Origin of the sequence: Pyxidicoccus trucidator, from assembly GCF_010894435.1 — a bacterium.
Taxonomy (GTDB): Bacteria; Myxococcota; Myxococcia; order Myxococcales; family Myxococcaceae; genus Myxococcus; species Myxococcus trucidator.
Map to the genome: position 1 here is coordinate 1222824 of NZ_JAAIXZ010000001.1, position 18033 is coordinate 1240856.

General features: G+C 70.8%; 15 protein-coding genes. 10 read left to right on the forward strand and 5 right to left on the reverse strand.

Annotated elements, in window-relative coordinates:
- Nucleotides 1-155: 155 nt before the first annotated feature.
- The 6 genes from G4D85_RS05015 to G4D85_RS05040 all read left to right on the forward strand — a co-directional run bounded on the left by G4D85_RS05015 (nt 156) and on the right by G4D85_RS05040 (nt 7967).
- Nucleotides 156-1562, forward strand: coding sequence for a serine/threonine-protein kinase (locus G4D85_RS05015; protein WP_164008368.1), 1407 nt, complete (start codon nt 156-158; stop codon nt 1560-1562).
- 412 nt (nt 1563-1974) lie between these two features.
- Entirely contained in the window at nt 1975-2796 is an 822-nt protein-coding gene (locus tag G4D85_RS05020; protein WP_338052863.1) for a hypothetical protein, read from the forward strand.
- A gap of 265 nt (nt 2797-3061) precedes the next feature.
- Complete coding sequence (locus G4D85_RS05025; RefSeq protein ID WP_164008372.1) at nt 3062-5008, forward strand: serine/threonine protein kinase; 1947 nt, start codon at nt 3062-3064, stop codon at nt 5006-5008.
- A 64-nt stretch (nt 5009-5072) separates the two neighbouring features.
- Nucleotides 5073-5954, forward strand: coding sequence for a DUF2381 family protein (locus tag G4D85_RS05030; RefSeq protein ID WP_240359126.1), 882 nt, complete (start codon nt 5073-5075; stop codon nt 5952-5954).
- Nucleotides 5955-6046: 92 nt separating this feature from the next.
- Nucleotides 6047-6757, forward strand: coding sequence for a hypothetical protein (locus G4D85_RS05035; RefSeq protein ID WP_164008377.1), 711 nt, complete (start codon nt 6047-6049; stop codon nt 6755-6757).
- 223 nt (nt 6758-6980) lie between these two features.
- Nucleotides 6981-7967, forward strand: coding sequence for a sensor histidine kinase (locus tag G4D85_RS05040; RefSeq protein WP_164009145.1), 987 nt, complete (start codon nt 6981-6983; stop codon nt 7965-7967).
- Here the strand turns inward: G4D85_RS05040 and G4D85_RS05045 are convergent.
- Nucleotides 7900-8514 carry a cysteine dioxygenase gene (locus G4D85_RS05045; RefSeq protein ID WP_164008379.1) on the reverse strand — a complete coding sequence of 205 codons (615 nt, stop codon included), beginning with the start codon at nt 8512-8514 and terminating at the stop codon, nt 7900-7902. The two genes, G4D85_RS05040 and G4D85_RS05045, sit on opposite strands and share 68 nt — an antisense overlap.
- Before the next feature lie 143 nt (nt 8515-8657).
- Between G4D85_RS05045 and G4D85_RS05050 the strand changes: the two genes are divergently transcribed.
- Entirely contained in the window at nt 8658-10181 is a 1524-nt protein-coding gene (locus G4D85_RS05050; protein WP_240359073.1) for an FAD/NAD(P)-binding protein, read from the forward strand.
- A gap of 147 nt (nt 10182-10328) precedes the next feature.
- The gene (locus G4D85_RS05055; protein WP_164008381.1) at nt 10329-11642 is read left to right on the forward strand and encodes a hypothetical protein; all 1314 of its coding nucleotides are present in this window, start codon (nt 10329-10331) and stop codon (nt 11640-11642) included.
- 21 nt (nt 11643-11663) lie between these two features.
- Here the strand turns inward: G4D85_RS05055 and G4D85_RS05060 are convergent, their stop codons facing one another.
- Both G4D85_RS05060 and G4D85_RS05065 read right to left on the reverse strand, forming a co-directional pair.
- A complete protein-coding gene (locus G4D85_RS05060) occupies nt 11664-12449 on the reverse strand; it encodes a 2-keto-4-pentenoate hydratase (RefSeq protein WP_164008383.1) in 786 nt (261 codons plus the stop codon).
- An 84-nt stretch (nt 12450-12533) separates the two neighbouring features.
- On the reverse strand, nt 12534-12851 hold the full coding sequence (locus G4D85_RS05065) for a hypothetical protein (protein WP_164008385.1): 318 nt from the start codon (nt 12849-12851) through the stop codon (nt 12534-12536).
- 194 nt (nt 12852-13045) lie between these two features.
- Between G4D85_RS05065 and G4D85_RS05070 the strand changes: the two genes are divergently transcribed.
- Entirely contained in the window at nt 13046-13675 is a 630-nt protein-coding gene (locus G4D85_RS05070; RefSeq protein ID WP_205525420.1) for a hypothetical protein, read from the forward strand.
- A gap of 24 nt (nt 13676-13699) precedes the next feature.
- Here the strand turns inward: G4D85_RS05070 and G4D85_RS05075 are convergent, their stop codons facing one another.
- Entirely contained in the window at nt 13700-14482 is a 783-nt protein-coding gene (locus G4D85_RS05075; RefSeq protein ID WP_164008387.1) for an SDR family NAD(P)-dependent oxidoreductase, read from the reverse strand.
- A gap of 137 nt (nt 14483-14619) precedes the next feature.
- Between G4D85_RS05075 and G4D85_RS05080 the strand changes: the two genes are divergently transcribed.
- Entirely contained in the window at nt 14620-15747 is a 1128-nt protein-coding gene (locus G4D85_RS05080; RefSeq protein WP_164008389.1) for a UTP--glucose-1-phosphate uridylyltransferase, read from the forward strand.
- A 6-nt stretch (nt 15748-15753) separates the two neighbouring features.
- Here G4D85_RS05080 and G4D85_RS05085 read toward each other — a convergent pair whose 3' ends face one another.
- Complete coding sequence (locus G4D85_RS05085; protein WP_164008391.1) at nt 15754-17937, reverse strand: sensor histidine kinase; 2184 nt, start codon at nt 17935-17937, stop codon at nt 15754-15756.
- Between the last annotated feature and the right edge of the window lie 96 nt (nt 17938-18033).

Here is an 18033-nt window from a genome sequence, read left to right on the forward strand (position 1 = left end):
AACCCCGAGCATATGCCAGCCGACACCCGGCGTGCCCCGCGGGCTCCCAGCTGACGAATGGTGAACGCACGGCTGGAGATGGCGCGACGCGGCGAGCCCCCGAGGCCCGGGCCGTGCAGCGATGACCTGGGCAAGGGTGGTAGAGTCGTCCACCCATGGCGGCGGACTCCGAGAGCACCTTCCGCATCCAGGCCCGGTCGGACCTCGGTGCCTTCGCGCGAGAGCGTGACACTGCGAAGGCCGAGCGGGGACCTGGCACGCTGGCCGGTGAGTACGTCCTCAAGGCCCTGCTGGCCTCGGGAGGCCATGGCAGTGTGTACGAGGCCGAACACCGGATTCTCGGCCGTCGGGCCGCGGTGAAGGTGCTGCACCCGCACCTGGCGGACCAGGGGGAGATGCTCAAGCGCTTCGTGCGCGAGGCGCGGGTGGTGAACCAAATCCACCACCCCAACATCGTCGACGTCTACGACTTCGGGCTGATGCCGGACGGTAGCCCCTACTACGTCATGGAGCTGCTGACCGGGCGCACGCTGAGCCAGGTCGTCCAGGAGCGAGGCAGGCTGTCCGCGTCCCGCGCGCTGGCGTACCTGGAGCCGGTGTGCGCGGCGCTGGACGCGGCCCACAAGGCGGGCGTCGTCCACCGTGACTTGAAGGCCAGCAACGTCCTCGTCATGGAGGAGGGAGAGCGGCCTCGGGTGAAGCTGCTCGACTTCGGCATCGCCAAGCTGCTGCACGCGGAGCCCGCGCAGGAGGGGCTCACCATCGCCGGCCAGCGGCTGGGCACCGCGCACGCCATGGCGCCCGAGCAGTTCCGCGGCGGCCCCATCGGCCCGCACACGGACATCTACGCGCTGGGCGTGCTGCTGCACCAATTGCTCACCGGCCGCTATCCCTTCCAGTGCGAGGACCGGATGGAATTGGAGCGGCTGCACCTGGAGGCCCCCGCGCCCCGGCCCAGCGCCATTGCGCCCGTGTCCCCGGCCGTGGACGCGGTGGTGCTGCGCTGCCTGGAGAAGGACGGCAGCCGGCGCTACGGCAGCGTGGGCGTCTGCCTCGCCGCCCTCAGCGAGGCCGCCGAGGAGCCCGTGCAGCCCGCCCGCCGCACCCGGCTCGCGCTCGCCGTCCACTGCGAGGTGGTGCTGGCCTCGGCGGCCCAGGACGACGACGCCGTCTACGCCGTGCTGGCGGACGTGCTGGACGGGCTGGAGCAGGGGCTGCGTGGCGGCGGCTTCCTCCTCGCGCTCCAGTCCGGCACCACGCTGCTCGCCATCCGCCCGCTGGAGAATGGCGCGCCCAGCCCGGAGCGCACCGCGTACCTGCGCGAGGCGGAGAACTCCCTGCGCATCCTCCAGGGCGGCGCCCAGAAGCTGGCCGACCCGGTGAATGCCCACGTCCACCTGTGCATGCACCTGGGCCAGGCCGAGACGCGCGGCGACTCGGGCGAGTCCGAGGTGGTGGGCGGCCCCGTCACCGACGTCGGCGCCTGGAGGCTGCGCGCCGCGGATGGCTTTGCCCTCACCCCCGCCGCTTCCCTGGCGCTGGAATTTCCAGAACCTGAGTAACACCCTGGAATACGTGTGAGACGTTGAACCCTGGGCAACAGGGTGGCTCCGCGTCTGACACCACACACACCGGGTGTCTGCGTTTGGACCCAGGCGGCAATATTTCGCTCTGGTCGCATTTCATCGCACCGACCTGCCCCTTCACACTTCCCTCACCTGTCAGGGACAGCGGTTTTCTTTCCCCACGCTGGAACTGATGGGCGCCACGGCGTCCGGCCCCACCGGACGCCTCAAGCGGGGGGAAGTCATGCGCATCACGCCAGCCGAGCAGTCTGGAAGTGTCCGCGGTGTCTGCACTCAATGGAGCCGGAGCAGGTGGCTCGCCTGGGGATTCCTGGGACTGACGCTGGGGCTGGGGGGCGGGGCATGCGGACCGGCGGGGGGGCCGGGAACGGAGGAGGCGGAGCTGGGCGTGGTGTGGGGGGAGGAGGAGACAGACAATGGCCTGTCTACGAATGGCCTGTCCACCAATGGCCTGTCCACCAATGGCTTGTCCACGAATGGCCTGTCCACCAATGGCTTGTCCACGAATGGCTTCTCCACGTGGTTCAACCAGAACATCACCAACGCGGCGGCGGTGATGAAGTACGTGGTGAAGTGCGCGGTGCCGGCGGGGCAGACGCGCACCTTCACCAACCCGGTGACGGGGGTGACGTACACCTGGGCGGGCAGCCTGGGACTGGCGCCGGCCTGGTCCTCGGGCTCGACGGCGACGGAGCTGGAGCAGGAGGTGGTGTCCGCCTGCCTGGCGGCGCACACCAACAAGTACGGCATCAACATCCCCATCTCCGTGCTGGGCCGCACCGCGCAGGGCAATGTCATCCCCTACACGACCTCGGAGCTGTCGAAGTTCAACGAGAAGGAGGCCTGCTTCTTCGGCAACCTCTTCAACGGCGCCGGCATCTACGCGGCCAATGACCAGGGCTACCTGAACTCTAGCGAGAGCACCTCGCGCGCCTGCGGCCTGTCCTCCAGCGCGACGTCCTCCGAGTGCCCGCCCATCGTCCACATGGGCATGTGCTCGGACCTGTGCGAGCTCGCCGGCACCAGCTCCGACCCGAAGCCGTACTACCTGCGGTGCACGTACAACGGGAAGCACTACCGGCCCATCGTCACGCGCATCCGCTCGCAGGAAATCTACCAGTGTGGCGACGGCGTGTGTCAGTTCACCGAGCGCTGCGGCACCGGCACCGCCTACAACAGCTGCAGGGCTGACTGCGGGACCTGCCCGTAGCACCTGGGGACGGGCGCGGCACGCCTCATGAGGCCGCGCGGGCCCGGTTGCTGGACCTGGGGAGCGCGCCCCAGGAGCCCGTCGGGGCGCCCTCCCGACGGTGTCGCACACGCGGCGGAGATTGCCGCCCCGGTGCCCTCCCGCGCCACCCGGCGGGCCCGGCGCCCGCCGTGCTGGCGTGCCGCGAGTGCGAACCCAGGAGGTTCTGCTAGAGTGAGGCAATTCCCAAGGTTGTCTGCCGAAGACCTCCGGCGCCGGGGGCCGAATGAACGGTCAACACTTCCTGAATGCACCCGAGGGCACCGACATCGCCGGCTTCGCGGTGGATGGGCTCGTGGGCACGGGCGGGTATGGCGTGGTGTACCGGGCCACGCGGGGTGGCGCGGTGGTGGCCCTCAAGCTCCAGCCGCTGGAGTCCCTGGGGAAGTGGGCGGAGCGGGAGGTCTCCATCCTGCTCCGGCTCACGCATCGCAACGTGGTGGGCTTTCGCGGGTGCGGCCTGTACCCCGAGCAGTCGCCACGCTGGTTCTACCTGGCCATGGAGTACGTGCATGGCCGCACGCTGTCGCGGTGGGTGGACGAGGAGAACCCGAGCGCACGGCGGGCGGCGGAGCTGCTGCGCGGGCTGGCACGCGGACTGGAGGCGACGCACGCGGCGCAGGTGCTGCACCGGGACATCAAGGAGTCCAACGTGGTGGTGCGGGAGGAGGACGGCGAGCCCGTGCTGGTGGACTTCGGGGTGGGTGCCTACGCCGGTGCGCCGAGGCTCACCTCCGGGGTGCTGCCACCTGGGACGCCGAGGTATCGCAGCCCCGAGGCGCTGGCCTTCCGGCGGGCCGCCCGTCCGGGAGAGCGGTACACGGCCACGGCCGCGGATGACCTGTACGCGCTGGGAGTCACCTTCTACTGGGTGCTGACGGCGCGCCACCCGTTCGCCGGGGCGGAGGCCCCGTCGGAGGTGGATGCGGTCATCTCCGTCGAGCCTGTCGCGCCGTGCGTGCTCAACCCGCGTGTGCCGGTGGAGCTGAGCGCGCTGTGCCTGCGACTCCTGTCGAAGCAGCCGGAGGCTCGGGGCAACGCGAGGGGGCTGCGCGAGGAGGTGGAGGCGGTGCTGGCCGGGGCGGATGCGCGGTGGGAGGAGCCGCTGTGCGAGGCGCATCCCGAGGTGCCTTCGCCCGATGGCCACCCCGAGGCGCTGGACGCGTGGGTGCCGGAGCACACGCCGTCGGACGAGGGCCAGGACTCGCTGGAGGCCTGGGTGCGGGAGGGCGCGGGCCACGGCGGGCCACCTCGCAGGGGGCGGCGCGCGAAGCGGGTGATGGAGGCACGGGCTCCAGCAGTGCCGGCGCTGGAGGTCCGGGCGCGTCCGGCCACGGAGCCCGCGCCCGCCGCGAGCGCCATGTTCCGGGCCACGGCGGTGCTGGGCATGGCGCTGGGCTTGGTGGTGGCGGTGCTGCTGGCGCTCGGGTGGCGGCCGCCCGCGAGCTTCACGGCGCTGGGCGGCTCCAGGGTGGGGGCGCTTCCCGGCCGGGAAGTGGCCCCGGTGGACCTGCCGCCGGAGAGTGGACGGGCCGCGGCGCCAAGGCTCGCAGAGCGTCCACCCGCGGCCGTCGCTTCATCCGCGACGCCACCGCAGGAGGAAGACGTGCCCGTGAATGTGAAGAAGTCGCCCGACGCGCCAGCGACGCCGCCGCATGCGACCCCGAAGCCGCGAGCCCTCAAGTCGATGGCCAACGCCGTACGCACGGCTGCTGTGTGCACGGGGCTGGCCTGCGCCAGCAGTCCGCAGCTGCGGCCCCCGCCTCCCGCTCCGGAGGAGTGTCCTCCGGGGGCGGTGGAGGCGATGAAGAAGCTGGAGATTCGAATGGGGGCAACCGGGGATATCTACTTCCTCGAAATGGCCAAGCCCAACGCGGTCGTCACGGTGCGCGAGCAACGAGTGCGTGTCTATGTGGGCCCATCCCTGGGCAAACTCAACAACGGCATCCTGGAAGGACGCCTCATGCTTGGAGACCGCGTCTATGGCCGCTTCACCGAGGGATACTCGAAGGGTGGCAAGGAGCGCTTCCCGGTGTGCCTGGAACTGGTGAGAGTCGATGAGCGGGAACGGCGATTCAAGCCGGGCATTGAACCCGAGCCCAACAGCCTGGGCCCGGACACCGCTCGCATCTGGTCCGCGCAAACCGTGCAAATGGTGACGAGCTTCGACTAGGTCCCCTGCCGACCGTCGCCCGAGGTCTCACTTCGTGACCAGTCCGTTCTCCGCCGCCATCCGGGTGCTTGCATTGCTCTCTGCGTCCCTCGCCTTCGCGCAACCCGCCACGGAAGTTTCAGCAGGAGGCGTACGGCACGTGGAACTGCTCGCTCGACGGAGCGGGGACATGCCCGAGGTGCGCGTCAGCCCGGGCGTGGCCACCGTGCTGCTCTTCGACCTGCCACCTGGTCGCATTGAAGTGGAGGGACGCGAGCACTTCCGAGCCGTGGGCGTGGATGGTGCCGTCCTGACACTGGTGCCCGCGGAGTCCTTGCACGACGTAGAGCAGGTCCGACTGACAGCCCACTTCGCGGATGGTGCGGCGCCCTCCAGCGCCATCTTCCTCCTGAGGGTTGTCCCTCCGGCCCTGGTCGAGCGCCAGGTCGAAGTCCACCGGAGACCCCGCACCCTGGAGTCCTTTCAGCAGGAGTTGGCGCGAATGCACGCGGAGCGCCAACAGTGCGTTCAGGAACTGGAACGCCTGCGTGCGGAACCCGAGCGAGTGGACGGACTCTCCGGCCTGCTGGTGGCGGGGCACCTGAATTCAGATGGAGTTCCCGTCCGGGAAGTCGGGCGTGAGCTCATCCAGCTACCGAGGAATCCGATTGCCGCGAAGAGTGCATGGACCTACCGCGCCGCCAACCGTGTGGCGGTAGAGCTGAGGCTCTCCAATCCGAAGCTCCAATCATGGCAGGCAGAGGGCGCGTCACTGGAAGACAAGGCGGGTGTGCCGCTGAGGGTGGTGCGGGTGTGGCAGGAAGCCCCCCTCCTCTTGAATGAAACGAAGCGGATCGTCGTGGAAGCCGAGGTCCACCCCAAGCAGACCCTGGGCACCTTCACGCTGTCGCTCTGGGAAGCAGGCGGTAGGCGCGCCATCACCCTGGGCAACGTCACGTTTCCCTGAAAGGTGTGGGGTGTCCCCCGGACTTGAGAGCATGAATGCAGAGCATCTGTACATCCTTCTGGTTACCCCCGGCGCCCCATTCCACGTCGGTCGTGCGGGAACTCCTGCGACGAATCTTCGAGGAGTACCGCTGGTTCCAACCTTTGCGCTACGGGCGGGTCTTCACCGATGAACGGCTGAACCCACGTCACCTCGACTACGACGCGCTCGTGAACTTCTATTCCATGCGCCGGGGCATCACGGTGCTCGCCCGGACAGACCGTGACTTCATCATGCTGTCCCCGACCTTGCCGGATGCCCCTCCGTTCGTGGGCACGCTCACGTGGTACACCTCCGTGGCCGAAGCCGGGAGTGCTGAGTGGCGACAAGCCCACCTGCACCAGGTAGCCGAGGTCATGCGACTGATGGACTCACCGCTGGCTCAAGCAGCAACGGCCGATGATCTGGACGGCAAGACGCTGCGGCTCGTCCCCAGTCCCGATGGCTTCGGTTCCGTCCGGACCTTCACCGTCCGAGACCCCAGCGAAGGCCTCGCCGGGCTCTACTGGCGCAACTTCTTCGGCCCGCCCTTCGTCCGCATGTTCGGAGCGCGCCTGCTGTCCCTCCCCCCTGGCACCCACCAGGAGCTCGGCGACGGGCGCGTCCTCGTCCAGCCCTATGAGCTCCCCACCCAAGCGCTGACGCCGGAGGGCGACGCCGCCGAGCACCGCCTCATCACCGTGCTCGGGCCGGAGTGCTTCTACGACCACGAACAGCACCGCAAGCCCACACGCCTCCCGGAGCTGTTACCCATTGCACCGTGAGCCCACCGCCCCCCCACCGGAGCCCCGGGAACATCCACTCGCCAACGCCGCCACACGTGAGCAGGAAGCCCACCCACGAGCACCCTGGCAGGGTAGCGTGGGGCGCTCCGGCTCCTCCCCTCGGTTCCCTTGCCCCCTACCCTGAGGCCGGTGTTGACTGCGCGGGTCTGCCGCGAGTCCGGGTCTCGTCCAGGGCAGACACCGGACGCCGGAGCTGGACGTGATGACGCTACGAGCGAGGCTCTTGCTGATGGCGGCGGTTGCGCAGCGACGCGGCACGCTCCGGCGCGCCTTCGATGCGCTGCACGGCGCTCCCTCGCTCCCCCGCTCCAGGGGCGCCCATGGGGACGCCACCTCCATGGAGGAGACCGTGCGGGAGCGGACGGCGGAGCTGGAGGCCGCCAACGCCAAGCTGTCCCGCAGCCTGGAGCAGCTCCGCGCCACCCAGGCCCAGCTGCTCTTCGCGGACCGGCTGATTGCGCTGGGGCGCATCGCCGCGGGCGTGGGTCACGAAATCAACAACCCCCTCGCCTTCATCCTCAGCAACCTCGAGTACATCCACCAGGAGCTGCAGCAGAAGGCGCAGCTGTCCGAGCAGGAGCGCCAGGAAGTGCTGGAGGCCCTCGCGGAGACGCGCGACGGCGCCGAGCGCATCCGCCTCATCGTCCGGGATTTGCAGTCGCTCTCGCGCGCCGAGGACGTGGGCACCGGCCCCTCGGACCTGACGTCGGTGCTGCGCACGGCCGCGAAGATGGCCATGCACGAGCTGCGACACCGGGCCACCCTGGTGGTGGAGTGCGAGGGCATACCGCCGGTGCAGGGCAACGGCTCGCGGCTGGGACAGGTGTTCCTCAACCTGCTGCTCAACGCCGCCCAGTCCATCCCCACTGGCAACGTGGAGGAGAACCAGGTGCGCGTGGTGGCCCGCGCCGCCCTCCCCGGCCGCGTGGTGGTGGAGGTGAGCGACACCGGCTGCGGCATCTCTCCCGAGCACCGCGAGCGCATCTTCGACCCGTTCTTCACCACCAAGCCCCTGGGCGTGGGCACCGGCCTGGGACTCGCCGTCTGCCACGGCATCGTCACGTCCCTGGGCGGCACGCTCACCGTGGACAGCGAGCCGGGCCGCGGGAGCACCTTCCGCGTCACGTTGCCCGTGGCGGGCGCTTTCGTCGCGCAGCCTCCGAGGCCGCAGGCGGACGCGGCGGCCTGAGCATTCCCCGTAGCGCCAGCTGCGCGTCCAGCGACGGGGGCACGCTCGCGTCGTACCGCGTCATCCCCACCATGGGCGGCGCGTACACGTGCAGCGACACGGCGCCATGGCGGGACGCGTTATGGATGCGGTGGATGGTCTCCGACTCCTCCAGGAGGAAGTCCCCCTCCTCCGCTCCCGTCCCGAGGGCGGGCAGCAGCTGGTCTCCGCCCCACGCATAGCGCGTCTCGTGGAGCCGGCCGCGCACCACCCAGGACACACCGGAGGAACCACCGTGGTCATGGACTCGCGACACCTGCCCCGGCAGCCAGCAGACGAGCAGCAGCTCACACGCCGCGGTCCGCTGCACGACGCGCCGCGAGTAGCCGCACGGGTCGAAGCGCACGAGCGACTCCAGCAGCCGCCAGTCCGGCCGACTGGAGCGGAGCCGCTCCACGAGCCAGTCCAGGCTGGGGACCTCCTCTGCACGCTCTGGGAGCGACCAGCCAAGCAGCTCCGAGGAGCTGGGACAGCCCTCGCATCCTTCCTCGCTCGAATGCTCGCGCATGGTTCCTCCCGGGCTGTGGGTCGGAGTGTGGACATCGCCTCCGACTCTGGCCAGGGTGAGCTGTCCGTTCGCAATCTGTGACGCCTGGACAGTGGGCAACCGCGGAAGATGCCTCTGGGAGGCATGCGACATACGATTGCGGCGTGCGAGCACAGAGTGGTTGTGACGTGGCCATCGTCGGAGGAGGAGCCAGCGGGACGTTGCTGGCGGTCAACCTCCTGAAAAACGCGCGTGCGCCCTTCCGGGTGGTGCTCGTCGAGCGGAGCGGGCCCCCGGGCCGTGGGTTGGCGTACTCGACGACGAGCGCGCGTCACCTGCTGAACGTCCCCGCGGCGCGCATGGGGGCCTTCCCCGATGACCCGGAGCACTTCCTGCGCTGGCTGCGCCGCACGCGGCCCGACACGGCCCCCGGCGACTTCGTTCCCCGCCAGCAGTACGGCCTCTACCTGGAGTCACTGCTGCGAGAGCTGGCGGCGGGCGCGCCCCCGGGCGTCCAGCTGGACACACTCCGCGCCGAGGTCCTGTCGGTGGAGGAGGAAGCGGGCCACGTGCGGCTGTCGCTGTCGCACGGTGGAAATCTGGAGTCGCGGCTCGCGGTGCTGGCGCTGGGCAACGCGCTGCCGGCGGACCTGCGGGTGCCGGACGGAGGGCTGTACGCCAGCGAGCGCTACCACCGCTCCCCCTGGGCGGCGCGGGCCCTGCAAGGCGTGGGGCCCCGGGACACGGTGCTGCTCATCGGCACGGGCCTCACCATGGTGGACACGGTGCTGTCGCTGGAGGAGGGCGGGCACCAGGGCGTCATCCACGCGGTGTCGCGACACGGGCTGCTGCCACACGTGCACCGGCTCGGCTCGCTGAACTGTCCGACGACGTACGCGTCCCCGGGCATCCGGGACGTCCTGCGCGCGCTGCGCCAGGAAGTCCTGCGCGAGTGTGAAGCGCCCGTGGGCGTCGACGGCGGCCTGCATCCCATCCCCATCCGCATCCGCGCCGTGCTGCGCATCATGCGCGACGAGGTGAAGCGCGCGACGGACGCGGGCGCGGACTGGCGCACGGTGGTGGACGCCCTGCGGCCGGCGACGGTGCCCCTGTGGCACCGGCTGACGGTGGGAGAGCGGCGCCGCTTCCTCCGGCACCTGCGCTCGCACTGGGAGGTGCACCGGCACCGGATGGCGCCGAGCATCGGCGACACGGTGGCGCGGCTGCGGCAGGAAGGCCGGCTCTTCCTCCACGCGGCGCGGGTGCGCGGCTTCCAACTGGAGGACGCGGGGGTGGAGGTGCGCCTGCGTCCCCGGGGGCACGCGGAGGGCGAGGTGCTGCACGTCCAGCACGTGGTGAACTGCACCGGCCCCGAGGGCGCCATCACCCGGGGCCATCCGCTGCTCAAGCACATGGTGGAAGCGGGGCGGGTGTGCCCGGACATGCTGGGCATGGGCCTGGCGACGGACGCGCATGGCGCGCTGCTGGACCTGGGAGGCCACGCCTCCGCGCGCCTCTACACGCTGGGCCCGCCGCGCCGGGGCGAGCTGTGGGAGACCACGGCCGTCCCGGAGATTCGCGGCCAGGCGCGGACGCTGGCGGAGCACCTGCTGCAGCGCCTGGGCCCCACGACGGTGCCCCTCGCGCCGGTGGAGCTGGAGCACGCCGGAGTCCCGCTGGAGCATTGAGCAGGGTGGGCAGGGGTGAAGCAACCCCACGGGTTTCTTCCGGCCCTGCTGGTGTGGAGGGTCCCCGGACGGACGGTGAAGTCCGCGGGAAGTCCCGAGGCACGGCGTTTCGTGACAACCTCGGGCATCCCCGTTGGAGTCCCCCGCATGTCTTCCTCCCGTCCCCTCCTCGCGATTGTCGGCGGCGTGTTCGCCATCGTCCTCGCGAGCCTCGGGGGGCTTGGGTACCTCACGCTGCGCACGGGGCCCCTGGCGGAGCGACTGGTGCGCGAGGTGGACGGGCTGACGCGGGCGCGGCATCCCCGGCCCTCGCATGTGACGCCCGCGGTGCCCGGCACCTTCGCCGAGCACCTGGAGCCGCTGCTGGGCGACGTGACGCGGCTGTACCGAGAGCAGCGCGAGCGGCTCCAGGCCCCGGATGGCCGCTGGCCGTGCCGCGCCGTGGTGGAGGGACGGGAGCCGCTGTCGAAGCTGCCGCCGAGGTGCGGCGAGACGCTGGAGCAGGGCCGGGCGCTGGTGGCGCGGGTGCTGGCGGCGACGCACGCGGAGGAAGGCGGGCTGCCGGAGGGGCTGCGCGAGCTGGCGTCTCCGAACCACCCCCATGCGATGGACGGAAGGCTGGCGATGCTGCACGTGGTGCGGCTGGCGGCGCTGGAGACGCGCGTGCGGCTCGAAGGGGGACGGGCGGCGGAGGCGGTGGACACGTGCGTGGACGCGCTGGCGCTGAGCCGGGAGCTGGCGCTGGGGGGCGGGCTGATAGGACACATGCTCTCTGCGACGGGCTACGGCGACCTGTACCGGCCCTGCGCGGCGGCGCTGGACGCGGCGCCGGTGGAGCGCAAGCGGAGCGCGGTGACGCAGCTGTCGCGGCTGGCGGAGGGCTTCGTGCCCTTCTCACGGACGATGAAGGAGGAGTCCGCCTCGGTGCAGCTCTCCTTCTTCGGTGGGCTGTTCCCGGCGGAGCTGCTGGGCGCGCTGCCGACCGGGGCGCGGGACAAGCTGCTCGAGGGGCCGGTCGGTGCCATGGGGCCGGACAATCCTCTCGACGCGCGGCTGTCCTGGCGGAGGACGGTCAAGGCGTTCGACGCGCTGGTGACGGTGGCGGACCTGGAGCCCGAGGCGCGGCGGCGGGGGTTCCAGGCATTGGCCGCGGAGGAAGCGGGGGCGCTGTACCGCGTCGATGGCCCGGAGGTGACTGGCTATGAGCGGTACGCGGACCGGGCCGAGCTGCTCCGGCTCCAGCATGACGCGCTGATGGCGCTGGTGGAGGCGGACCTGAAGCGCATGGAGACGGGCCGCTGGCCGGAGCAGCTGACGAGCCGGGCGCGCCAGTCCTTCGTGCTGGAGTCCACCGAGCCCGGCGAAGCGCGGCTCAAGCCCTGTGCGCCCGCGCTGAACGAGCACGAGCTGCGCGTGACGACCGACACGCCGTCGGGCTCCTGGGGGCGACCGACGCCGTGAGGCGGCGGCATGTCAGCCCCGCTACGCGGCCGACACCGCCACCGAGCCCAGCCCCTCCACCGTGAGCTGGACCCGGTCTCCCGGCCGCAGCATGTGCGCGGCCGTCGCGGCGCCCGCCAGGACGATGCTCCCCGCCGGCAGCACCTGCCCGCGCAGCGCCAGCAGCTCGCACAGCTGGATGACGGACAGCACCGGGTCTCCGGAGATGGCATCCGAGCGCGCCGCCTGCACCACCTCGCTGTTGACGGACATCTTCATCTCCAGCCGCGTCAGGTCCATGGCGCGCGGCGGGTGCTCCTCCGTCCCCAGCACGAACAGCGACGACGACGAGTTGTCCGCCACCACGTCCGGCAGGGAGAAGTACTTGAAGTCGCGGTAGCGCGAGTCGAGGATTTCCATCGCCGCGAAGACGGACGCGCACGCGTCCAGCACCTCGTCCCGCGTCACCTTCCCGCCCAGTTCGCGCGAGGTGCGGAACGCAATCTCCGGTTCAATCTTCGGGTGGATGCCCCGGGCCAGCTCAATCACCCCGTCCGCCCGCACCTGCATCCGGTCCGTGAGGACGCCGTACACGGGCGAGTCCAGGTTCATCTGCCGGCGCTTGGCCTCCGAGGTGAGCCCCATCTTCAGGCCCACCACGCGCTCGCCCTGGGCCAGGCGCAGCCGGAGGCCCTCCTCCTGGATGGCGTAGGCGTCCGCCAGCGCCAGGTGCGGCACCTCGCGGGTGAGCGGCGCCACCTCGCGGCGCTCCAGTCGCGCGGAGTCCAGCGCGCGCGCCAGCTCCGTGTGGTCCACAGTCACGGTCATCCCCTGCCCTCTCCTGGTCCTGGGTGGTGGGCGGCGAGCTTCCGGCACCCGCGCACAGGGGCGCAAGCACGCCGTGCTCCACTGTCAGCGATTGAAGGCCACCAGGGTCATGAAGCCGAGCAGCGCGAGCGTCGCGAGGGCGATGAGCCCGTACACCCCCGAGCCCACGAGCCGGAGGTTCGGGTTCAGCCCCGCCCGCCCCAGGCCCCGGTAGACGACGGCGATGCCCGCCAGGAAGGTGGCCGCCGTCAGCCCGAGCGTCACCATCATCCCGATGCCCGCGCGGGCCCCCATCGCCTTCCCCGCGATGAGCAGCCCCACCATCAGCCACACGGCGGAGATGATGAGGCTGCCGCCGAACGTCCCCACGGCGACGAGCAGCCCCCGGACGACGGTGCTCATGACGGCCTTCCCCATCGCGGGGTCCGTGGCTCCAGCCGGGCTGCGTCCAGGGTCTTCGCCATGGGGTGGGAGGCTACCCGACTCGCCCGGAGGACTCACGGTGTCACGCGTGAATACTGGCCAGCCGTGCCCGTCCTACTGCATAACGCAGCACCCCCGGCCGGGGTGGGCTCAACTGTCCAAGGGACTTCATCATGCGACACACCTTCATCTTCGCGACGGTGCTTCTCACGGCTTCGGTGGCGAGCGCCCGGGATGACGACCGCGGCGGCCGTGACGGCCGTGACGGCTACCACGAGCACGACGGCTTCTTCCTGCGCCTTCAATTGGGCGGCGGCTACACGCGGGCCGGCGTGTTGGGCGAGGACCTGGCCCTCAAGGGCGGCGGTGGCAGCATCAATGTCGAATTCGGCGGCGCGCCCGTGCGCAACCTCATCCTCTTCGGGAAGCTCTTCGGCGCGTCCTCACCGAACCCGGACATCGAGGTGGGTGACCTGACGATTGAAGGCCAGGACGAGGACGTGAGCCAGAACTACGGCGGACTCGGCGTGGGCATCGCGTACTACCTCATGCCCGCCAACGTCTACCTCTCGGGCGCGCTCACGGCCAGCCGGCTCACCATCGACGAGGACGGCGAAACCTTCGCCGAGACAGACCTGGGGCCCGGCTTCCACCTGGGCATCGGCAAGGAGTGGTGGGTGAGCAAGAACTGGGGCCTGGGCCTTGGCGCCGAGCTCGCGCTCGGACGCGTCGCGGAGAAGGACGAATCCGCGAAGTGGAACGTCGTCAGCGGCAACCTCTTCCTCACCGCGACGTTCAACTGAAGCGAGGCGGGCAGGCCCGTCCCTTCAGGCTTGCTGGTTGAGGCTCGCGGCGAGGGCGCGCACGGCGGCGCGAGGGCTGAAGCGCACCATCACCGCGCCCAGCCAGTTGAGCACGCCGTGCACCGCGAGCACGCGGCCCCGCATCATCATCGCGAAGGCGTCCGCGGCCACATCCGACGCCTTCGCCACCCCGGGCCGCTGGAACAGGCGCGTCTTCGCGTTGCCGGCCCGCAGGGCGAACTCGGTGTGCGTCGCGCCGGGGCAGTAGCACGTCACCGTCACCCCGCTGCCTTGCAGCTCGTGCGCCAGCGCCTCCGACAGGGACACCACGAAGGCCTTGGTGGCGAAGTACGTGGCCATGTACGGCCCGGGCTGGAAGGCGGCGGTGGAGGCGACGTTGAGGATGCGCCCGCCGCCGCGCTCGCGCATGGGCCGCGCGAACAGGTGCGACAGCTTCAGCAGGGCGGTGCAGTTGACCTCCACCATCTCCGCCTCGCGCGCCACGTCCTGGTCCAGGAACGGGCCGTTGGAGCCGAAGCCCGCGTTGTTCACGAGGAAGTCCACCACCAGCCCCTTCGCGCGCACCGCCTCGAAGAGCGCCTCGGGCGCCTCCGGCCGGCCCAGGTCCGCGGGCAGCACGTGGGCCTTCACCCCGTGCTCCTTCTCCAGGGCCTGCGCGAGCGCCTCCAGCCGCTCGGCGCCGCGCGCCACCAGGATGACGTCATGCCCGTCCCGGGCGAAGCACCGGGCGAACTGCTCTCCCAGCCCTGCCGAGGCTCCGGTGATGAGGGCGACTTTGCGCGACATGGTGTTTCCTCCTGAGCCTCCTTCTTATACCGGAAGCGTCTTGACGGACGCTCCTCCCGGTCACCGTTGACGAACGGACGGCCCCTGGCGCTTTTGACATTGCTTTCACACGGGCGGTCGCGAAAGCCTCTCGGCCCATGTCCCCTGAAAAGACTGACGCGGAACTCGAAAGTCCCCAGCTCGCGCGCGACGGCTTCGACGTCGCCAGCTTTCGCGACCTGCTCTCCCAGCTGAAGCGCGGAGAGCTCATGGCGGCCGCGGCGCCCACCAGCGCGCTGCAGCCGCTCCATGAAGGCGACGTCCAGCCCCTGCCCCGCCCGGGCACGCCCGCCTACGAGAAGTACCGGGCGCGCGGCGAGGAGGCCTTCCGCAAGGGCCAGGTGGCGGCCCTCATCGTCGCGGGGGGCGCGGGCACGCGCTTCGGCGGCGCGGTGAAGGCGCTGGTGCCCGTCTATGGCGAGCGCACCTTCCTGGACATCAAGCTGGAGGAGGGACGCCGGCTGGAGGAGCGCTTCGGCCGCCCGGTGCCCATGGCGGTGATGACCTCGTACCTCACGTACGACGGCATCGCCGAGCACCTGGAGAAGACGAAGCAGACGAAGCACGTGCACCTCTTCCGCCAGCGCATGCTGCCGCGCCTCACCGCGTCCCACGAGCTGTGGCGCGACGCGGAGGGCCAGCTGTCCTTCGCGCCGTCCGGCCATGGCGACGTCTTCCGCGCGCTGCGGGACAGCGGCGTGGGCGAGGCGCTGCGCAAGCAGGGCGTGCGGCAGGTCTACTTCTCCAACGTGGACAACCTCGCCGCCACGCTGGACCCGGTGGTCATCGGCATGCACCTGGAGCTGGGCAAGCAGATGACGGTGGAGGTGACGCCGCGCGCCAACCCCAGCGGCGCGCTGGACGCGGGCGCCGCGCCCGTGCGCCTCAACGGCATGCTCCAGCTCGTGGAGAAGGTGGACCCGACGAAGCACGCCACCATCTCCACCAACAACATCACCTTCGACCTGGAGCCCCTGCTCGACAAGGTCATCCCCATCCCCTACCGCGTCGTCACCAAGAAGGTGGACGGCCAGTCGGTGGTGCAGCTGGAGCAGGTGACGGCGGAGGCCAGCAGCCTCACCCGCCCGGACGGCCAGCCGCTGCTCCCGGTGACCTTCATCGAGGTGGAGCGCGTGGACCCGGCCACCAGCCGCTTCGAGCCGGTGAAGGCCCCCGAGGACTTCCCCCACGTGAAGGACCGCCTCAGGGCGCGGATGGGGAGCTGAAGGACTTCAGCGGGGGAGCACCACTTCGAAGCGGCTGCCCTGCCCGGGCGTGCTGTCCACGCGGACCGCTCCCCCGTGGGACTCGACAATCTGCCGGGTGATGTAGAGCCCCAGCCCGAGTCCCCCGTAGTGCCGCTCGCTGACGGCGCGGCCGAAGCGCTCGAAGATGTAGGAGAGGTGCTCGGGCGCGATGCCGATGCCCGAGTCCTCCACGGCGATTCGTACGTGGGCCTCGTCTCCGGAGAGGTAGACGTGCACCGGCTTGCCCGCGCCGTACTTCAGCGCGTTGGTGAGCAGGTTGGTGAGCACCTGGTCCACCCGCAGCCGGTCCCAGCTGCCGCGCATGTCGTCCCGCGCGTGGAGCGTCACCGGGCTGCCGGCCTGGTTGGCCGTGAGGGAGAAGCGGGACACCACGTCGCGCGCCAGCTCGGCCAGGTCCATGGGCTCGCGGTCCAGGGACAGCCGCCCGCTGGAGATGCGCGACACGTCGAGCAGCCCGCTGACCAGCGCCGACAGCTTCGTCACCTGGCGCTGCACCACGTCCAGCTGTGAGGCCACCGTGGGCGTGGGGATGGAGGGCGTGCCCCGCTGCGTCTCGCGCCGCAGCGCCTGGAGGCGCAATTGCAGCGGCGTCAGCGGCGTCTTCAGCTCGTGGCTGGCGATGGAGAGGAACTCGTCGCGCAGGAGCACGGACTTGCGGGCCTCGCGGTAGAGGACGGCGTTGTCCAGCAGGAGCGCGGCGCGGCACGCGAGGTCCTGCGCGGTGGTCAGGTCCGCCTGCGTGTAGCGCCGCGAGGGACGCACCGCGAGGAAGGTGAGCGCGCCCAGCGAGCGCCCGCGAGCCACCAGCGGGACGGACATGATGCAGTGGAAGCCCACCGCCTTCATGACCTCGAAGTGCTTGTCGTTCACCGCCACCTTGCGCAGCCACGCGTCCGACACGTCGTGCACCAGCACGGACTCGGCGCGGCGCACCACGCGCGTGGTGGGGTGGTTGGAGCCCTCCTTCCCCGGAGGGAAGTCGCGCACCTCGCTGGCGAGCGCCTCGTCCGCGGGCTCCGCGTGTGCCACGGACATGCGGTGCACGACGCCCGAGTCGTCCATGACGTCCACGAAGCACCAGTCCGCCAGGGTGGGCACGGTGAGCCAGGCGAGCGAGTCGAGCGTGGCCTTCGGGTCCAGCGACGAGGAGGCCAGCACGCGGCTCGCCTCGGACAGGAAGGCCGCACGCTGCTCGGCGGCCTCCGCCTGGGTGCGCGCCGCCTGCTCCTCACGCAGCAGCCGCTCCAGCTCGCCCTCGGGTGCGCGCGTCGCGGTGAGGTTGCTGTTGATGCCCACCCACTCGCGCGGGGTGCCATCCTCGCTCAGGATGGGGACGGCGCGCGCGCGCGTGGGGAAGTACGTGCCGTCGTCCCGCCGCAACCGGTAATCGCATTCATAGATGCCGCGAGTGAGGAACGTGCGGCGCACCACATCCGCCACGCGGGTCTGGTCCTCGGGATGGATGGCGGACATCCAGCCCCAGCCGGAGTACTGCTCCCACTGCTGCCCGGTGAAGTCGCCCCAGGCGGTGCACAGTCGGGTGATGGCGCCCTGGCCATCCGTCACCCACACCACCTGCTTCGACGCGGCGACGAGCGCCTGGAAGCGCGCCTCGGACTCGTCGACCTTGCGGCGCAGCGCCGCGTTCTCCTCGCGCAGCCGCACCGCCTCCAGCGCCATGCCCGCCACGGCGGCCAGTCCGGAGAGAGCGGCCTTGTCCTCCGGCGTGAAGTCGCCCGACTCCGCGTCGAAGAGCTGGAGGAGCCCCGCGCCGCAGGGGAGCGGCACGGAGAGCAGGCCCCGGGCCTTCGTCGCCCGCGCCTCCCAGCAGGAGAGGGGCTCCCTGCCGGCAAGCTCCGGCCGGAACCGCGTCTTGTCCGGGCGCGCGGACGGCGCGGGAGCCCTGGGCACCGAGTAACCGCCCCACACCTGATAGGTCTTCGACAGCGAGGTGGCGGACGCGCCGTGGGGCTGGCAGGCGGTGGGCGCCAGCGTGACGGTGGCCTGCTGCGCGCGGCCCAGGCGCCGGGCCAGGTCGGCCAGGAGGAAGAGCGCTTCCTCGAGAGTTGGCGCGGAGAAGAGCGAGCGTGGGCCTTCCTCCTCGATGAATGAGTCCTGCATCAATGGAGCGACAGGTTCCAGGGGCATGGGCAAATCACCTTCAGGGACAACCCCCATCCGCGCTCCACATATCGACCCTTCTCGCACCCACCCCAGGCAGCCTGTCCACCAGCCAACCAAGCT

Coding starts and splice junctions, on each gene's coding strand:
- G4D85_RS05015 (WP_164008368.1), top strand. CDS start 156: ATGGCGGCGGACTCCGAGAGCACCTTCCGCATCCAGGCCCGGTCGGAC.
- G4D85_RS05040 (WP_164009145.1), top strand. CDS start 6,981: ATGACGCTACGAGCGAGGCTCTTGCTGATGGCGGCGGTTGCGCAGCGA.
- G4D85_RS05045 (WP_164008379.1), bottom strand. CDS start 8,514: ATGCGCGAGCATTCGAGCGAGGAAGGATGCGAGGGCTGTCCCAGCTCC.
- G4D85_RS05065 (WP_164008385.1), bottom strand. CDS start 12,851: ATGAGCACCGTCGTCCGGGGGCTGCTCGTCGCCGTGGGGACGTTCGGC.
- G4D85_RS05055 (WP_164008381.1), top strand. CDS start 10,329: ATGTCTTCCTCCCGTCCCCTCCTCGCGATTGTCGGCGGCGTGTTCGCC.
- G4D85_RS05060 (WP_164008383.1), bottom strand. CDS start 12,449: ATGACCGTGACTGTGGACCACACGGAGCTGGCGCGCGCGCTGGACTCC.
- G4D85_RS05085 (WP_164008391.1), bottom strand. CDS start 17,937: ATGCCCCTGGAACCTGTCGCTCCATTGATGCAGGACTCATTCATCGAG.
- G4D85_RS05075 (WP_164008387.1), bottom strand. CDS start 14,482: ATGTCGCGCAAAGTCGCCCTCATCACCGGAGCCTCGGCAGGGCTGGGA.
- G4D85_RS05025 (WP_164008372.1), top strand. CDS start 3,062: ATGAACGGTCAACACTTCCTGAATGCACCCGAGGGCACCGACATCGCC.
- G4D85_RS05080 (WP_164008389.1), top strand. CDS start 14,620: ATGTCCCCTGAAAAGACTGACGCGGAACTCGAAAGTCCCCAGCTCGCG.
- G4D85_RS05070 (WP_205525420.1), top strand. CDS start 13,046: ATGCGACACACCTTCATCTTCGCGACGGTGCTTCTCACGGCTTCGGTG.